This is a genomic window from Slackia sp., from assembly GCF_977041755.1.
Genome location: NZ_CDRRGL010000033.1, coordinates 1 through 17022, shown reverse-complemented (window position 1 = coordinate 17022; position 17022 = coordinate 1). Strand labels below are relative to the sequence as shown.

The window sequence follows — 17022 nt, the reverse complement described above, 5'->3', positions numbered from 1 at the left end:
CTGCCTCACGCGCCCCGAAGACCAGCTGAGCAAGGTCACCCGCTACGACCACATGAAGCTCGCTTTTGACGAGCTCGTCGATGGTGAACTCAAACATCGCAAGCGCGACTTCGCCGGCTGGGAAGCGCAAATGATTCAGCACATGGTCGACCATTGCAAGGGCAAGCTCGTTTAAGCGATTCCGCAGTGAACACTTGAAGCGCGCCGACTTTCCCTCATATGAACGAATGGGGATCCAAACGCACCGCTTCCAAAACGAAAAGGCCTGTCGAACGACAGGCCTTTTTCTGCGAGAAATACTGTTTTGCTAGTCTTGCGGAACGATTACGGTCGGAATCGTGAGGTTCAACAACGTCGAGTGCGTTACCGACCCGAAGAGCGCACGACCAAGTGCTGCGCGCGAACGCGTTCCCAAAACAAGCACGCCGCGGGTTTTCGCATATCCCTGTAGAACACGCGTGGGAGACGAGCCTTCTACAGCATGCCCACGAACATCAAGACCCTCATGTTCCTCGCGCAGAACCGCCGCAAGCGAATCGAGGCGAGCCTGATACTGTTCGCCAACAGGACCAAGGCCGCCGCCCATCGCCTCTGCGGGCCTCGAGATCCAGGCAGGCAATCCCCAACCCGTAATCAAGCGAAGCGGCTGCTCGGTGGCAATTGCTTCAGCAATCGCGAAATCAAGCGCCTGATTCGTGGATCCATCGGGATCGATTCCAACGACAACGCCTTCCCCATCGTAATCCTCTGCCCAGTCGACTGGAATAACCGCCGTGGGAACAGCCGCCGAAACCGCAACGCGCAAAGGCTTCGCACCGCCGATGGTGTCGCCGACGCTCATGCCATGATGAGAGCCAAGCACGATAAGATCACAGCCAGCAGAGGCGTCGACAATATTTTCGACAACCTCGCCTTCCGCGATGCGCATCTCAACCTGAACGTTGGGATAACGCCCGGCAACGAAAACACGCGCCTTGTCCAAGTTCGCCTCAACAGCCTCTTGAACGTCTTCGATCGAAACGCCCGCTTCTTTCACTTTCCTCGAATCGATAACCGAGAGCAGCTCGAGTTTAGCGCCCTCGCGGCTCGCGCGACGCGCCGCCCAATGAAGGGCCCTCGTACCGCGCGCAGTTCCATCGATACCGACAAGAATCTTTTTCATCATTTGAGCCTCTCAAATAAAGCGAATCGCGAGAATTGCCTAGTGGAAAATCGGAATCATGAGCCACAAGGCGAACAGCACAATGAAAACGCATCCGGCGAAACAAATCACCGAACCGACGCGCGGCATAATGCGCGCATAGCCCTCTCGGTCAAGCCCGCCGGCGGCCCACAGGCGCAGGCCCGATGCGTACAGCGTCGATATCATGCCGGCCACGCATACGGCGACCACAAGCACGGTTGCGAAATTAATAAACTCTTGCATCTTCGCATCCTTTCCTTAAGCAGCGGTCGCGACTTTGGTCGAAGTGGAGGTCTTGATCTTCACTTCGGAAGCTTCATTGACATTGCCCGAATTCACGGGATTGCGCTTCGACAGACGGAAAATGACCAGCGCGACAGCCACCGCGATAAAGGCGACGGCAATCGTTCCGCCAAGGCCAGTTTTCGCGAGCGCGCACGCCGCGGCGCCCACGAGACCGGCGGCCGGGAACGTAACGAGCCACGCGATGAGCATGCGAGCCGCAACGCCCCAGTTCACCTTGTTGCCAGGCTTGCCGAGGCCGGTACCAATGATGGAGCCGGAGCACACCTGCGTGGTGGAAAGTGCGAAGCCCATATGCGAAGAAACGAGAATCGTGGTTGCAGAAGCAGCCTCGGCGGCAAAACCCTGCGGAGTGGAAATCTCGGTAAGGCCCTTGCCGAGGGTGCGAATAACGCGCCAACCGCCCATGTACGTGCCCGCAGCGATCGCCAAACCGCACACAGCAACGACCCAAAGCTGGGGACCGGTGCCAGCGCCCTGAGCGCCAACGGCGATAAGAGTCAGCGTGATAATGCCCATGGTTTTCTGGGCGTCGTTAGTGCCGTGCGAAAGCGCCACCAGGCACGCCGTAACCGTCTGGCCATGGCGGAAACCATTGACGATTTGGTCTTCGCTCATCTTCTTCACGATGAAATATATGAGCTTCACCGCGACGAACGCCGCCAAACCGGCAACGATCGGCGAAACGAGCGCAGGAATGAGCACCTTGGCAAGCACCGCGCCGAAGTTCACGCCTTCAACGCCCGCGCCGATAATAACGGCGCCCACAAGGCCGCCGAACAGCGCATGGGACGAGCTTGAAGGAAGGCCGACGAGCCACGTGAGCAGGTTCCAAATGATCGCGCCAACGAGACCCGCGAAAATAAATTCAGGCCCAATTGTCACCGCCTGCTCATTGATGATGCCGCCGGAAATGGTTTTCGCCACCTCGGTCGAAAGAAATGCACCGACCAAGTTCAACGTACCGGCAGCGATAACCGCAGTTTTTGGCTTAAGCGCTCCGGTCGCGATCGACGTAGCCATAGCGTTGGCCGTGTCGTGAAAGCCGTTCGTGAAGTCAAACGTGAGCGCCGTTATGATCACGAGCCCCACAACGACCAAAGTTGCGATGTCCATAGACAGCTGATTCCTCCTCAAAATCCTTCGCGAGCTTCGCTTACCACACAAACTCGCATCCTGAGGTAACAAGATAGAAACCAGCTGCACAAACCATGTCAGGCGTATGTCAAATCAAAGTAAAGCGGCCATGGCGCGCGAATGCGCGAGAAAACTCGGAAGAGACTCTCTGGCAAGAGGCCACATTCGACCTTATTTTGAACGAAAATGTCTAAATCTACCCTAGCGTCGCATGCGCCAGTTAATGAGAGAGCCGGCCACTACGGCGATAGTGCCACACCAGAACAGCGGCGTGAGGCTTACTCCAAGAATGATGGTGCTCGCCACAACCGAAAGCAAGGGAGCGGCATAGGACCCGATGCTCATTTTCGCCATATCGCCCTTAAGCATGCCATGCCCCCAGCAAGCATAGCCCGCAGCAATGCAACCAGCAGCACCCGCAAGGGCGAAGAACGCTTGCGATCCTGGCGCCACCGCGGGAGCAGGCGCGCCCTCGACGAGGAAGATCATCCATAAGACCGCGGCAACACCCACCATGAAAAAGGCGGTCGCATCGCAGCCCTGCGAAAACCTGCTCGAATACACCGAATACGCCGCCCATGCAGCTGCGGCGGCAAAGGTGAGCGCAAAAGGAAGCGGGTTCGACGATACGTCGGCAGCAACCGCGCCCCAATCAAGGTTATTGTTGCCGCCAACCGCAAGCACAACGCCCGCAGTCGCAACAACGGCGCCGGGCAAAGCGCGAACGAGGGAGGCACGCGAGCCCGAGTCGAAGGCAGAAAGCAGAACGAGCATCGTCGGCCAAAGGTAATTCACGAGGCTCAATTCAAGCGTTTGCTCAGAACTCGCCGCCAAACCAATCGAGACAGTGATCGCCGTTTCGTAGAACACGAACAGCCCACCCGAAAACAAAACGTATTTCAGGGGCAGACGGCGCAATGGCGTAGGGCGATACCCAATATACGTAAACACGGCAGCGCATGAATAAATGAGCGCCGAACCCAAAGCAGGACCAAAAGATTGCGTAGTCAAGCGAACGAAGCCGAACATCATCGACCACAGCACAACAGCGCACAAGCCAATCGCCGTCGCCCTCTTCGTTGAATCGCCCACCGTCTTCCTTTCATGCAGCGTCAAAATAACAATCATTCCACTGTCGGAAATTTTCGCACAAGCATGCCTCCATGCAATAACAAGTTCCTAATACAAAGCATGACCAAACAACACCGGTCGCAACGAAACAACCGCTCGCGAGAAAACAAGTATTGCTATTCGCGCAATAGCATATACCCTATAACCATAAGGAAATAAGGGTTGAAATGAATCAAAGACATATGCTGCGCCCTTGCGAAAAGAACGCTCCACGTGCCCCATTTCAACCACAAAACAGACAAGGAGCGCACCATGAAAATCGCGGCCACCTACGCCAACGGAGAAATCTTCCAGCACTTCGGTCACACGCAACAATTCAAAGTCTACGAAGTTGAAGACGGAAAAGTCGTCGCGTCGGAAATCATTGGCAGCAACGGCGCCGGCCATGGCGCACTCGCTGGCCTGCTTTCACAGGGCGGCATCGATGTTCTCATTTGCGGCGGCATCGGCGGCGGCGCGATTAACGCGCTCGGCCAAGCAGGCATCGAGGTGTACGCAGGCGCCGCAGGCTCCCCCGACGCTGCGGTTGAGGCGCTGCTCGCAGGAATCCTTCCCAAAGTTGGCGAGGCAACCTGCCACAGCGACCACTCCCATTCGCACAACTGCGCCAACCACAGCGGCACCTGCCACCAATAACGAATTCTCTTTCACAATCCGACCTGTTAAATGCTCGTAGCGTTTAACATGCGCCGTCCGCAGGTTCAATTTTGCCGCATAAGTGAATCGCATAATTCTTTGGAAGTTCAATTTCGAGCCGTGCTATAGTGTTCGAAATTGAACTTCTTCTTTTTTGAACGCATTGAGTTCAATTTCGAACGTCAAGGAGATGCGATGTCATCGAATAAATTCTCGGCACGGCTCAAACAAGCCATGTCGGAAGCCGGAATGAACCAGGCCGACGTGATACACTCAGCCGCCCAGTACGATAAAAAGCTTGGAAAAAGCCAGGTAAGCCAGTATGTCAGCGGGAAAACCACGCCGCGCCGCGACGTCATGGAACTGCTCGCGAGCATTCTGGACGTAGATGCTGCTTGGCTTTCCGGGGAGACCCAAGCTCGGTCAGCGCAGACGCATTCCCCTACGCGAGCTCCCGAGCGGCTTGAGACCGCATCTTCTACGAAATTGAACCAAAACGACTCAACAATCACGGGCCAAGCGCCGATTAGCGAAGCACCAACGCCCGAACAAACACCGAGGAGTGCAACCATGCGTGAATTCAAGAAATCATCCAAGCTCGAGAACGTGCTCTACGACGTACGAGGCCCCGTTGTCGACGAAGCCGCTCGATTGGAAAAAGAAGGCCAACGAATCTTAAAGCTCAACATCGGAAATCCCGCTCCGTTCGGCTTCCGCACGCCCGACGAGGTCATTCAGGATATGCGCCACCAGCTGCCCGAATGCGAAGGCTATTCCGATTCTCGCGGCCTGTTCTCGGCGCGCAAGGCAATCATGCAATACGCCCAGCTCAAGCATATTCCCAATGTCGACATGGACAGCATTTACACTGGCAACGGCGTAAGCGAGCTCATCCAACTCTGCATGCAGGCGCTTCTCGACAACGGTGACGAGATCCTTATTCCAGCGCCCGATTATCCGCTGTGGACCGCATGCGCCACGCTCGCAGGCGGCACGCCAGTGCATTATATTTGCGATGAGCAGTCTGACTGGTTCCCCGACCTTGCCGACATGGAATCGAAAATCACGGCGCGAACCAAGGCACTCGTCATTATCAACCCGAACAACCCCACGGGCGCGCTGTATCCGCGCGAGGTGCTCGAGCAAATCGTTGAATTGGCTCGTCGTCACGACCTGATGATCTTCAGCGACGAAATCTACGACCGCCTCGTCATGGACGGCCTGGAGCATATCTCCATCGCGTCTCTCGCGCCCGATTTGCCCTGCGTAACGTTCTCGGGCCTCTCAAAATCGCACATGATTGCAGGTTATCGCATTGGCTGGATGATTTTCTCGGGCAACATGTCTTGCGCGAAAGACTTCCTGCTCGGCATCAATATGCTCTCAAACATGCGCTTGTGCTCGAACGTTCCCGCGCAGTCCATCGTGCAAACTGCGCTCGGCGGACACCAAAGCGTGAATAATTACATCGTGCCCGGCGGACGAATTTACGAACAGCGTGAATACATCTACAACGCGCTGAACAGCATCGACGGCATCACCGCCGTAAAGCCGAAGGCCGCGTTCTATATCTTCCCGAAGATCGACGTGAAGAAGTTCAACATCACCAACGACGAACAGTTCGCTCTCGACCTGCTGCACCAGAAGAAGATCCTCATCACGCGCGGCGGCGGCTTCAATTGGGGCGAGCCCGACCACTTCCGCATCGTCTATCTGCCGCGCATCGAAGTGCTGAGCGAAGCCATGCGCGACCTGGAAGAATTCCTGGCAACGTATAGGCAGTAACGCAACCCAAAGCCCAAAGAGCAAAGGCGAGGCGCCGAAGCCGTTCTGGCGCCTCGCCCTCAACCGTCGACGTTCAATTCGCGGCATTCACTCCAAAATGAAACGCTGCAAAACGGAAGCATAGCAAGCGAAGCTCGCGCACTCGGGCTACGCCTTCGCCGAGGCCGTCTGAGCTCATGCTAGCTCTTCATTCATAAATTAAGCGAAGCCAGGTGAGCGCATAGCGTAGCCCAAAGGGCGAAGCGTCGAGGAGGTTCCGGCGCTTCGCCCTCGACCGTCGGCGTTCAATTCACGCACTTCATTTCAAGAATGAAACGCCGCCAGGCGAGCGCATAGCGAACGAAGTGAGCGGTAGCGAGCCGTGGTCGTAGGCGAAGCACCGGAACCGCCTCGGCGCAGCCTGGGCGCACGGACTCCGAAAACGCTACAAATCAACCGACTTCATAATCGCCCAATTATAGCCTTCGCCCGACACGATATCCATGGCAATCGAAGAATCGAGCGGTATTGCGCATTCGGCATCGAACTTCGCAATTGCATCCGCGTCGTCGACGGCTTCAATTTCCTTTTCCTCAAACACATATCGAACCGCCGTGACTTCCGACGTGGTGATATAACGAACCTTATACATCGAACTCTCCCATCATCAAAAGCGGAGCGGAAGCACGAACCTCCACCCCGCTTCATCTATTCCTTTGGAATCTCGCTTTGCTTCGTGCGCAGAATCGACGCGGCGCGAAGGCCCGAATCGGCGAGCATATGCTCGAGCAGCACATCGGGGCGCAAGCTGCCCGACGCCTTTGATTCGAGCGTGAAGCGGACAAGCGCACGCTCCTGCCCTTCTTCTCCAGGTTCCGCAGGCTCAACCTCAAGCTCGCCTACGATGAACTCGGAAGGAACCAACACGCGCTCCTTCTTCTTGCGAACAACCATAATCTCGCAAGGAACCGAAAGCTCACGCGCCGCCGCAAGCACATCCATCTCGCAATCGCCCAAACGCGATGCCTCCAGAAGCGCCTCGTACGTCGAACGCGGATACGCTGCCGAAGCCGCCGTCTCATCCTTGGTGATATAGCGTGCCGCATGCGGCATAAGATCAGGCGCGCTCGACGCCCGAAGACGGGCCAAGGCCTCCTCGGGCGGCACGTAGTCGGTGAGCGACACGTCGAAAATCTCTTCCAAACCACCCACGCCCACAGGCAGCGCAGAGCCGAAAGCCTGCTTCATATGCGGAGAAAAGCCCTGGCTTACGGCATAGGGCAACCCGGCGCGGCGCACCGCACGCTCCAAGGCGCGCGCAATCTCGAGATGCGAAAGCATGACCAAACGACCGGTTTCAGCGTAGGTCACGCGCAAACGGAAATCAGCCATGACGCTCCTCCTGGCATTGGATGTCGATATCGAGCTTCGGGCACACGCCGCACGCCGAGCAGCGCTCGTAGCTGCAATCGGGCGTCGTGCGCTCCTCCTGCGCCAAACGGCGTTCACGACGGAAGAAGCGCGTGGTCACACCAACCGAAAGATGGTCCCATGGCGTAACCCAGCTCGTTTCGTATTGGCCCTGGGCGATGCCTTCCATATCGACGCCGCATTCCTCGCACGCCGCACGCCACGTATCGAGCGAGAAAAACTCGGTCCAGGCATCAAAACGCGCGCCGTGGCGCCAGGCGGTTTCGACGACGTTGCACACCTCTCGCCCGCCACGGCTCATCATGGCCTCGACAAGAGAAACGTCGGGCTCGTGCCAATGCACGTCAACCGCGCGATATTTCACGCTCGATCGCAGGAGGTTAATGCGCCTATGGGCCTCTTCGGTCGTGATTTGGCCATCCCATTGGAAAGGCGTTTGAGCCTTCGGCACGAACAGCGCGCACGAGATGGAGACCTTCACGCTTCCGCGCGCCTCAGGCGGCGTAGCCTTTTTCGCGCGGTCGTACGCACGCTGAGCAAGGCTCGCGATGCCTTTGATATCGTCATCGGTCTCGGTAGGAAGGCCAATCATGAAATAAAGCTTGCAGCGACGCCAACCGGCGGCAAATGCCGCATCAATTGCGCCAAACAGGTCTTCCTCGCACACGCCCTTGTTAATGACGTCGCGCAGCCGCTGCGTGCCGGCTTCCGGCGCAAACGTCAGGCCGCCGCGCTTTCCGCCCGCGACCAGCTCGGCCATTTCAACGCCAAACGAATCCAGGCGCTGGCTGGGAATCGATACCGAAATGCCCTTTCCGTCGAGGCCGCGATTCAAGCGACGCAGAATTTCCTCGATTTGGCTATGGTCGGTCGAAGAAAGCGACGTAAGGCTCACTTCGTCGTAGCCAGTTTCAGCAAGTCCGCGTTGAACAGCGGAAACAATGTTGTCAGCGGAACGCTCGCGCACAGGACGATACATCATGCCCGCTTGGCAGAAACGGCATCCACGCGTGCAACCACGCAGAATTTCAACGTTCAGGCGGTCATGCACGAGTTCCGCGAACGGCACCACAGTCGGCTCCCAGGCAGGAGAGGTCGCGAAATCTTTCCAAATGCGCTTCACGATATTCGCGGGCACATCCTCGTATTTCGGGCGCACCCATGCGCCTGTTTGCTGCGCCTCGTCCTCATCAAGCACATCGTAGAGCGACGGCACATAGCAGCCCTCCAAATGCGAAGCAGCGCGCAAAAACTCAGTGCGCGACGCGCCCGCTTGCTTCATTTCCCGATGCAAAACGAGCAGTTCAGGAAGCGACTCTTCACCTTCGCCCAACAAAAACACGTCGAAAAACGCTGAAAAAGGCTCAGCATTGAACGCGCAGGGGCCGCCCGCCACGATAAGCGGGTTCGACTCGTCTCGATCGGCGGCACGCAGCGGAATGCGTCCCAAATCGAGCATTTCAAGCACGTTGGTGGCGACGAGCTCGTGAGACAACGAGAAACCCACCGCGTCAAACTCATGCAGCGGCGCGCAGCTTTCTAGTGAAAACGCAGGAACGCCCTCGCGGCGCATGAGGTCAATCATGTCGGCCGCAGGAAGATAGCCGCGCTCGGCATACATACCGTCGACAGCATTCACCACATTGCACAGAATGCGCACGGCCTGATTCGGCTGCCCAAGCTCGTAGGTATCGGGGTAAATCATGCAGAAATGATAGTCGGCGTCGTCTTTATACGTGCAACCCCATTCGTGATTCAAATAGCGTGCCGGACGGCTGATGTCGCGTCCCGCGTCGCGCAAAAGCCCCTCGATACGGGGCCAAAGGTTTTGCATATGAAATCCCTCATGTCGAAGAAAACGATTGCAGGTAGAGAAAGCTTGCGCGTCCGCCAACCAAGACGAACGCGCGTCATATTATTCGGAATCGTGCGCCGAAGCTTCCACAGCATCGGCAGCAGCGCCCGCTCGGGCAGCACCAGTGGCCGCAGCCTGCGCGGCAGATGCTGCGGCGTTCGCAACGGCACGCATGGCTCCCGCGGCCACTCCAGGCGCCTGTGCAACCGCGGCACGAACACGGCCCGTGGCAGCATTTTTCGCCTGAAGTCCAAGCGATGCTACAAAGCCCTTTGCCGCTCGTCCGGCAGCCGTCTCGTCGGCAGCACGAGACGCCGCAGCGCGCGCCTCGTCGACCACGGCGCCTACGCCGGCCATATTGCCGCCGTGCTCGAAATACTCGGCGGCAGCCATGCCCATGGCCCACGTGCCCGCATAGCCTACGCCGGCCTTCACCGCCCAACCGACAGCAGGCACAAGACCCGCCACCTGACGCGCAACCGTGCGACACGCAAGCCCGCCGCCTACAACGGCTGCAAGCTCCTTCACTCGATCGGCCGAAAGCGGCTGCCCATACGCAGCGGCGATCTGGATGACCATTTTCGTCTGGTTCAGCGTCATAATGGGGAAATCGGCGCCGGGAATGAATACCACAAAGCCAATACCTGCATTCTGGAAAGCCGTCGAACGAACCGATTCCATCGAAAGGGGCTTACGCACGAAATCGAACGCCTGCGCGAACGCAAGACGCTTCTCGCGAAACGCCGCAACCACCCACTCGCCCATCTTTGTGCGAAGCTGTTCATGGTAAGCGGCGCACATCGGCAACGGTTCAAGCGAAAACGGGTCTTCGGGGTCGACCTCGCGGCCCGAAATCGCGCCTTCTTTCGTAACAACGAGCGGCTCATGGAGCGTAACCACACCGTCGATTTCAGGGTTGGGAGCAATCACATCGGCTGCATCGATGGGGTGGCCCGCCGCTTCAGCAGCGCCATTCACGCATTCAGGAAGCGTCGTGACAACCATAACGGGAATGCCTTCGCCGTGAAGACGAGAGACGATTTCGCCGATTTCCGGCGTGAAACCGGCAGCAATAACCGCCATATCGCTGCGAGCATCAAACGCGATATGGGCGTCTTCGAAATAGTTCACCGAAACACGCGCTTGCGGGCTCGCGCTCGCGAAACTCGAACGCACGAAAGCCGTAAGGTCGTCAGGCGCGGTATCGTCAAGCAAAACAGACACGCACAAAGGCACCGAACGAGCCGCCTCGACATCAGTGGCCTCTTGCAATACGGCCATCACATCAATAGGCATCTTGGGCATTTTCGGCATATCAATTGCCTCCTCGCATTTCGACCTCAGGCCTCATGGTTCTCATTTCAAACCATTATAGCGGCACCTCGGCGCTCGATAGAGAAACCCACAACAAGCGACAAGGCGTTGCCTCGACGTTGACCCGCCTTTGGTCACACGTCCCACGGTCCTATCCCTTATGCGCATATACGCTGCCAATAAGGCCGAGCAGCGCGAAGTTCACCATCATGAACGACGATCCGTAGCTCATGAACGGCAACGGAATGCCCGTAATGGGCATAAGCCCAATGTCCATGCCGATATTCTCGAGAATCTGGAAGAGCCACATGCCCACAATGCCCATCACGATGAGCGTCCCGAACAAATCGCTCGACTCGCGCGCGATGCGAATCGACACCAGAATGAGCGCCAAATACAGCACGAGAAGCACCAGGGCCCCCATAAAGCCGAACTGCTCGGCAAGCACGCAGAAAATGAAGTCAGTCGCCGATTCCGGAACGAAGCCCAGGCTCGATTGCGAACCATTGAGCAGGCCTTTTCCGAAAAGCCCACCCGACCCGATGGCAATCATGGCCTGATTGAGGTTAAAACCCGTGCCCGTCACATCGGCGCTCGGATCCAAGAACACGAGCAAGCGGTTGCGCTGGTATTGCTGGAGCAGCACATATTCACCCGTCGCGTTCTTCAGCACCTCGTCAACCGCGAACACCGCGACAATCAACCCCACGAACACGCCAAGCAGCACGATCAAATACTTCCAGCGAGCGCCGCCCATAATAAGTGTCACGGCGCCAATCACCAAGTACACCAAACCCGTGCCCAAGTCGGGCTGCGTCATGATGCATAAAAACGGAATGGCGATGTACGCGAGCGCCTTGATGAACTCGCGCGGATCGTCGAGCCTGCCACCGAACTTCGACATAACGGCGGCATCGAGCAAAATCACAGTGATTTTCGCGAATTCGCCCGGCTGCAGCTGAATGCCGATTTTGACCCAGCTTTGCGCGCCTTTGCTCTCGACGCCAATGACGGGCAAATGCGGCGACAAAATGAGCACCACGTTCACGATAAGCAGGAGCGTCGTGTAATTCGCAAGACGCCGATAATCGAAGGAATAAAAGATGAGCATGGCGACAACACCCATTGCCACGCCCATGAGCTGACGCGAGAACGAATAATTCTCGTTCGTTTGAATCGCCGACCATACCACGAGCAGGCCGTAGCCCAAAAGCGCCACAACCACCAGCACCAAAGGAACGGGAACGGCATCGATGGCGCGTTTCGGGCGGCCCGACCCGCCCAACGGCGATGCGCTGACATACTGCCCCTTCGGCGTGCGCACGCGGTCAATTTCGTTGAAACCAGCCATTTAGTCCACCCGTCCAGCGCCCGTTCCGGCATACTCGATAATCTCAGACACTTCTTCGATGACGGCAGGATCGCCCGAAATTGTGCCGTCGCCGAGCTTGATGCAACCATCCATAACGGCGGCAGCAATGGGAGCCGCGGCATCGGCGCCCGCGCCGCCTTCGGTAATAACACATGTCACGACATACTTCGGATTGTCGTAAGGCGCATACATCGCAAACCACGCGTAACCATCGTGGTCGGCCCATTCGCCCGTACCCGTTTTGCAAGCGCATTGATAATCGTATTGCTTGAGCATAGTGGGCAGGCCGCCATCTTCTTCAGCAACGCCGCGAAGCGCGTCTCGCATGATCTCGAGATGTGCTTTCTCGACATCGGGCATTGTGCCCTTCTTCGGCTCACGCGAAACCACTGTCTCACCTGAAGAATTGCGCACTTCCTTCAGAAGATTCGGCACAGGAAGCGTTCCCGTGGCGATACCTGCATAGCCCACGGCCATTTGCAGAGGCGTCACGAGCACGTTGCCTTGGCCAATCACCATGTTGGTCATATCGCCCGGCTGCCACTGGCCCTCTTCGGGTGCGTTACGGAAGTATTCCTTTTTCCATTCAGGCGTCGGTATAACGCCCTGCGCTTCGTCGGGAAGCTCGATGCCCGTCTTCGAACCTAAGCCAAATTCCTTGATGTAGTTTTGCATGGCATCGTCGCCGATTTTAGAGCTCGCGTCATAAAAGTTCTTTGCGATTTCGTAGAACACGACGTCACACGACACCACAATGCCGCGTCGAAGGTCAATTGCGCCATGACCCGTTGTAAGCCAACATTTCTGTGCATACGCTTCGCCGAAACCCGTCCATGTACCCGAGCAATTCCACGAAGTCGAAGAACTCGCGAACCCATAATTGAGCGCGGCAAGGCCGGTAAATGCCTTGAATGTCGACGCGGCCGGGTATTGGCCCGCAATACAGCGATTCATGAGCGGCGCGTATGAACTATCGGAATTGTTGTAGCGATCCCAATTTTCTTGAGACACACCGCCAACGAAATTCGTCGGATCAAACGTGGGGAAATTCGCCATGCAAACCACGTTGCCCGTATCGACCTCCATAGCCACAACAGCGCCAGCCGTACCTGTGCCGCCACCTATAACGCCATTGGGAGCGATAAGCTCTTTAAGCTTCTGCTCGGCAATCGATTGCACACGCGCAGAAATCGTGAGATACACGTCGTTGCCCTGACTGGCCGGCGTCTCGCTTTTCACCTCGTGCACCACGCCATCGGCATCCGTCACGACCACGCGTTCGCCGTGCGCGCCGGAAAGGTAGCCGTCGTATACCGACTCAACGCCAGACTGGCCGACCTCGTCACCGCTTTCATAATCCATTCCCGCAGGCGGATTTTTCAAAACGCTGTCGGAAACCGTGCCGACATAGCCAAGCACTTGGCTCGCGAGGGCTTTATACGGATATACGCGATGCGTGCGCTCCTGCACATCGACGCCCGGAAACGCATCGGGGTGCTCGGCAATAAAAGCAACGTCTCGGCTTCGCGGGGCCGACGATACCTCGCGCTGAGCCTGCGCGCCACCCGACGTGTCTTTGATACGTTGGCGTACAACGGCATAAGGCAAACCGAGCAAAGCTGAAAGGCGCAGAAGCGTTGTGCGGTCGTCAGCTACATCGGCGTCGGCCAGAACGGCGGGACGCGTTTTGTTGTCGACCATCACGATGCCCTGTGTATCGAAAATACGACCGCGTGCGGCAGGCGTCTTAATGGTTGTGTACTGATTCTCGTTGGCTGCTTCCACATACTCTTTGCTCGAAAGCACCTGCATGCTCCACAACTTCGCCGTCAAGCTGCCAAACACAGCCGCAATAAGCACGCCGATTGCCATGAAGCGCGATTTCAATCGCTCGCGCACTCCACTAGTCGCAGCACCCATGGGAGAGCTCGTGCCCACCGAAGAAGAGGCCGTACGCGTCTGGAATGGGGTGGCCGAGCCAATCGAAGTCACCGATTTCGGCACGGAGCTGCCCGGTTTGATGTTTCGGGCCCTAAAGAAAACGAAAAGCGCCACACCTGCAACGACGATAACGACAAGCGCGGCCATGATAGCGTAAACCATGCGACACCCTTAGCGAAGACGAACGGTCGAGGAAGTTGGCGCCTTGTGAGAAGGCGCTGCCGCCGCAAACATGTGCGTCGTAATAGGCAGCACGATAAGGGCCATCGCGCAATCGTAGAGCGCGCAAGGAAGCGCACGTTGGCCAAGCGCTTCTATAACCGACACATCAACCGACAAAATATAAAAACCTGCATAGAGCACCTCCACCAGAAGAAAGCACCCCATAGAAATAGCAAGCGAAGCGCCAAGCGTATCGTTGCCGAAGAAACCCGCCGCCCGGCTCGAAAGAAATGCGATAAGCGTATAGAGCCCAGCGCACACGCCGACCGTCGATGTTCCCACAAGGTCCATGGCAAGACCTGCAAAAAACGCCATCACAAGCACCGAATCACGTCGCAGAAGCATGGCAGCAATGCCTACGTAAACCAAAACTAAATCGGGCATTGACCCCAGGATGACAAGATTGGGCGCGAGTACGATTTGCAGCACGACAGCGACCACGGCACCCACCACAAGCAGCACCGACTCACGCATGCCTATGCACCGCCCTCGGAGGAACCACTATCGGAAGACGAAGCATCGCTCGTGCCCGAAAGGTCGCCTTCGGATTCCATGGAAAGAACGACCGTAAGTTCCTCCAGCGGATCGGCAGAGCTGAACGGTTCCACCACAATAGTTCGATCCGACGTTCCCGCCGCATTAATGACGTTCACGACCGTGCCGAGCGCAACGCCGCGGAAATACGAACCGCCCAGACCCGACGTGATAACGGCATCGCCCACATTGACTTCGGTCGAGGTATCGAGATCCTCCAAATACAGAAGGCCCGCGATGGAGCCGCGCACCACGCCTTCGGCGCGATTCGACTGCAACACGACTGAAACGCCCGATTGGGGGTCAGAGATCAAACGAACGCGGCATGTGAGCGGCGAAACCTCGATAACCTGACCCACCAAGCCGCTGCCGCCAACAACGGGAAGGCCGCACTCAACGCCGGAGGCAGAGCCAACGTTGAGCGTAACCACGCGATTCCAGGCATCGGTCCCCTTGCCGATTACGCGACCCGTAACGCCTTTAAAATCGTATTTATCGGACAGGTCGAGCAAACCTTGCAGTCGCTGAGCCTCGCCGCGGTATTCCTCAAGCTCGGCAAGCTGAGCCTTGAGCTGAGCGTTCTCGTCGCGAAGCTGCGTGTATGAGGAATCGGAGGCCGTGGCGTTTTGAATCGCATCGCCCGCGGCATCTTCGGCATAGGCAACGCCCACACCCACAAACTGAAGAGGCGCTGCAACCATGCCCACCCCCGCCTGCACGCTGTGCACGGGGCCGGAAGACTCCTCATTGGAATACACGCTCGAAAGCACAGCGGAAACGATGAGCAGCACAACAAGAAGTGCGGCGCCGCCAATCGTTTTCGATGAGTCATTGAGCATTTGTTGTTTTCGGGCCATAGATGTCTAAAGCTCGCTTCCTTCTATAAAACGATGCGCCGAGCCTGTTGCAGCCCGGCGCAAAGTGAATCCTATTTCTTGCGCCGCCGTGCGCGGACGCTCATTATTTCGAACGCATCAACGTTTGTTTGAGTGCCGTAGGGGTCTCAAGAACCTTAAGGCAACCCATAGCGACGTTCGTAAGCGCCGTTTCGCTCGTCCAAACGGGAATCTCGAGGCGCGACGTGAGATAGCGATCGAGGCCAGAGAGCAGGCCGCCGCCGCCCGTGAGCAAAATACCATTCGAAATGATGTCGCTCGCGAGGTCGGGATTGGTCTTCTTGAACGTTTCTTTGATATGCACAACCATTTCTTCAATGGGAGGCTGAAGCGCCGCACGAACGTCTTCCGACTGAATCGTAACTTCGCGAGGCTGCTCGGTAACGACGTCCTGGCCAGAAATGATCATGTCTTTCTCACGGCCATCTTCGAAAGGAAGAATAGAACCGATTTTGATTTTGATGATTTCGGCAGTGCGCTCGCCCACCTTGATGCCGAGCAGGTCGCGCAGATACATGGCGATTGCCTCGTCCATCTTGTTGCCTGCCAAGCGAAGCGACGAAGACGTCACGATGCCTCCGAGGGAAATAACGGCGACTTCAGTAGTGCCGCCGCCGATATCGACCACCATGGAGCCAGTAGGTTCGGTCACGGGCAAGTCGGCGCCCATGGCGGCGGCCATGGGTTCCTCGATGAGGTACGCCTGGCGAGCGCCCGACTGAATAGCGGCTTCGAACACGGCGCGCTTTTCAACCGAAGTGGCGCCGCACGGAATGCAAATAACAATGCGGGGCTTCGCCTGCCACGGATAGCGACGCTCAATGGCCTTGTTAATAAAGGCCGAAAGCATAGCCTCGGTCACGTCGTAATCGGCGATAACGCCATCGCGCAACGGATGCTCCGCCGAAAACGCGTCAGGCGTGTGGTTAATCATCTGCTTGGCTTCATGACCCACTGCGAGCACACGATGCGTGCTGCGCTCAATGGCGACAACGCTGGGCTCGTTAAGCACGACGCCCTCGCCAGTTATAGCAACAAGCGTGTTCGCGGTGCCCAGATCGATTGCCAAATCGACCGAAGAAGCACCGCCGAAACCGCCGGTAAACTTGCTGAAGAAGTCCATAAACGACATAGAGAGTGTCCTTTTCCGCTTCGTTTTCTCTACGTGTGATAAGCGCGTCGACAATATCGAACATCGCGAATATACCAGCTTGGTATTCTATCACGCGAAAGAGCAGTGCTCGCCGCAGGAGAAAGATGCACATAATTCGATAATGCAGGGCATCCATTACATGCCCCGCCG

The 17022-nt window shown here is 57.2% G+C and carries 16 protein-coding genes; 3 read left to right on the top strand and 13 right to left on the bottom strand.

Features of this window, described 5'->3' with window-relative positions:
- Window positions 1-175, top strand: a 175-nt coding sequence (locus tag ACWI8T_RS04145) for a peptide deformylase (protein ID WP_449138046.1), incomplete at its 5' end; no start/stop codon positions are given.
- Window positions 176-307: 132 nt separating this feature from the next.
- Here ACWI8T_RS04145 and ACWI8T_RS04140 read toward each other — a convergent pair.
- The 4 genes from ACWI8T_RS04140 to yddG all read right to left on the bottom strand — a co-directional run bounded on the left by ACWI8T_RS04140 (window position 308) and on the right by yddG (window position 3715).
- The gene (locus ACWI8T_RS04140; protein ID WP_449138045.1) at window positions 308-1165 is read right to left on the bottom strand and encodes a universal stress protein; all 858 of its coding nucleotides are present in this window, start codon (window positions 1163-1165) and stop codon (window positions 308-310) included.
- Between the two features lie 36 nt (window positions 1166-1201).
- Complete coding sequence (locus tag ACWI8T_RS04135) at window positions 1202-1426, bottom strand: hypothetical protein (RefSeq protein WP_114615788.1); 225 nt, start codon at window positions 1424-1426, stop codon at window positions 1202-1204.
- 15 nt (window positions 1427-1441) lie between these two features.
- Window positions 1442-2602, bottom strand: a complete 1161-nt coding sequence (locus tag ACWI8T_RS04130; RefSeq protein WP_449138044.1) for an anion permease — start codon at window positions 2600-2602, stop codon at window positions 1442-1444.
- Between the two features lie 222 nt (window positions 2603-2824).
- Window positions 2825-3715, bottom strand: a complete 891-nt coding sequence (yddG, locus tag ACWI8T_RS04125) for an aromatic amino acid DMT transporter YddG (RefSeq protein WP_449138043.1) — start codon at window positions 3713-3715, stop codon at window positions 2825-2827.
- A 252-nt stretch (window positions 3716-3967) separates the two neighbouring features.
- Here yddG and ACWI8T_RS04120 point away from each other — a divergent pair, with 252 nt between their 5' ends.
- The gene (locus ACWI8T_RS04120; RefSeq protein WP_449138042.1) at window positions 3968-4390 is read left to right on the top strand and encodes a NifB/NifX family molybdenum-iron cluster-binding protein; all 423 of its coding nucleotides are present in this window, start codon (window positions 3968-3970) and stop codon (window positions 4388-4390) included.
- A gap of 195 nt (window positions 4391-4585) precedes the next feature.
- A complete protein-coding gene (locus ACWI8T_RS04115; protein ID WP_449138041.1) occupies window positions 4586-6175 on the top strand; it encodes an aminotransferase class I/II-fold pyridoxal phosphate-dependent enzyme in 1590 nt (529 codons plus the stop codon).
- 424 nt (window positions 6176-6599) lie between these two features.
- Here ACWI8T_RS04115 and ACWI8T_RS04110 read toward each other — a convergent pair whose 3' ends face one another.
- The 9 genes from ACWI8T_RS04110 to mreB all read right to left on the bottom strand — a co-directional run bounded on the left by ACWI8T_RS04110 (window position 6600) and on the right by mreB (window position 16851).
- Window positions 6600-6806: a hypothetical protein gene (locus ACWI8T_RS04110; RefSeq protein WP_449138040.1), complete on the bottom strand. Its 207-nt coding sequence runs from the start codon at window positions 6804-6806 to the stop codon at window positions 6600-6602.
- Between the two features lie 56 nt (window positions 6807-6862).
- Window positions 6863-7546, bottom strand: coding sequence for a TIGR03936 family radical SAM-associated protein (locus tag ACWI8T_RS04105; RefSeq protein WP_449138039.1), 684 nt, complete (start codon window positions 7544-7546; stop codon window positions 6863-6865).
- Window positions 7539-9419 (bottom strand): TIGR03960 family B12-binding radical SAM protein, encoded by a 1881-nt coding sequence (locus tag ACWI8T_RS04100; protein WP_449138038.1) that lies wholly within the window; start codon window positions 9417-9419, stop codon window positions 7539-7541. Before ACWI8T_RS04100 ends, ACWI8T_RS04105 begins: the two co-directional genes overlap by 8 nt.
- 81 nt (window positions 9420-9500) lie before the next feature.
- Window positions 9501-10754, bottom strand: a complete 1254-nt coding sequence (locus ACWI8T_RS04095; RefSeq protein ID WP_449138037.1) for a YcjF family protein — start codon at window positions 10752-10754, stop codon at window positions 9501-9503.
- A gap of 151 nt (window positions 10755-10905) precedes the next feature.
- A complete protein-coding gene (gene rodA / locus ACWI8T_RS04090) occupies window positions 10906-12105 on the bottom strand; it encodes a rod shape-determining protein RodA (RefSeq protein ID WP_449138036.1) in 1200 nt (399 codons plus the stop codon).
- Window positions 12106-14229 (bottom strand): penicillin-binding protein 2, encoded by a 2124-nt coding sequence (mrdA, locus tag ACWI8T_RS04085; protein ID WP_449138035.1) that lies wholly within the window; start codon window positions 14227-14229, stop codon window positions 12106-12108.
- A 9-nt stretch (window positions 14230-14238) separates the two neighbouring features.
- Entirely contained in the window at window positions 14239-14763 is a 525-nt protein-coding gene (gene mreD / locus ACWI8T_RS04080) for a rod shape-determining protein MreD (protein ID WP_449138034.1), read from the bottom strand.
- Window positions 14764-14765: 2 nt separating this feature from the next.
- Window positions 14766-15680, bottom strand: coding sequence for a rod shape-determining protein MreC (mreC, locus tag ACWI8T_RS04075; RefSeq protein WP_449138033.1), 915 nt, complete (start codon window positions 15678-15680; stop codon window positions 14766-14768).
- A gap of 103 nt (window positions 15681-15783) precedes the next feature.
- A complete protein-coding gene (gene mreB / locus ACWI8T_RS04070; protein ID WP_114615806.1) occupies window positions 15784-16851 on the bottom strand; it encodes a rod shape-determining protein in 1068 nt (355 codons plus the stop codon).
- Window positions 16852-17022 lie beyond the last annotated feature (171 nt).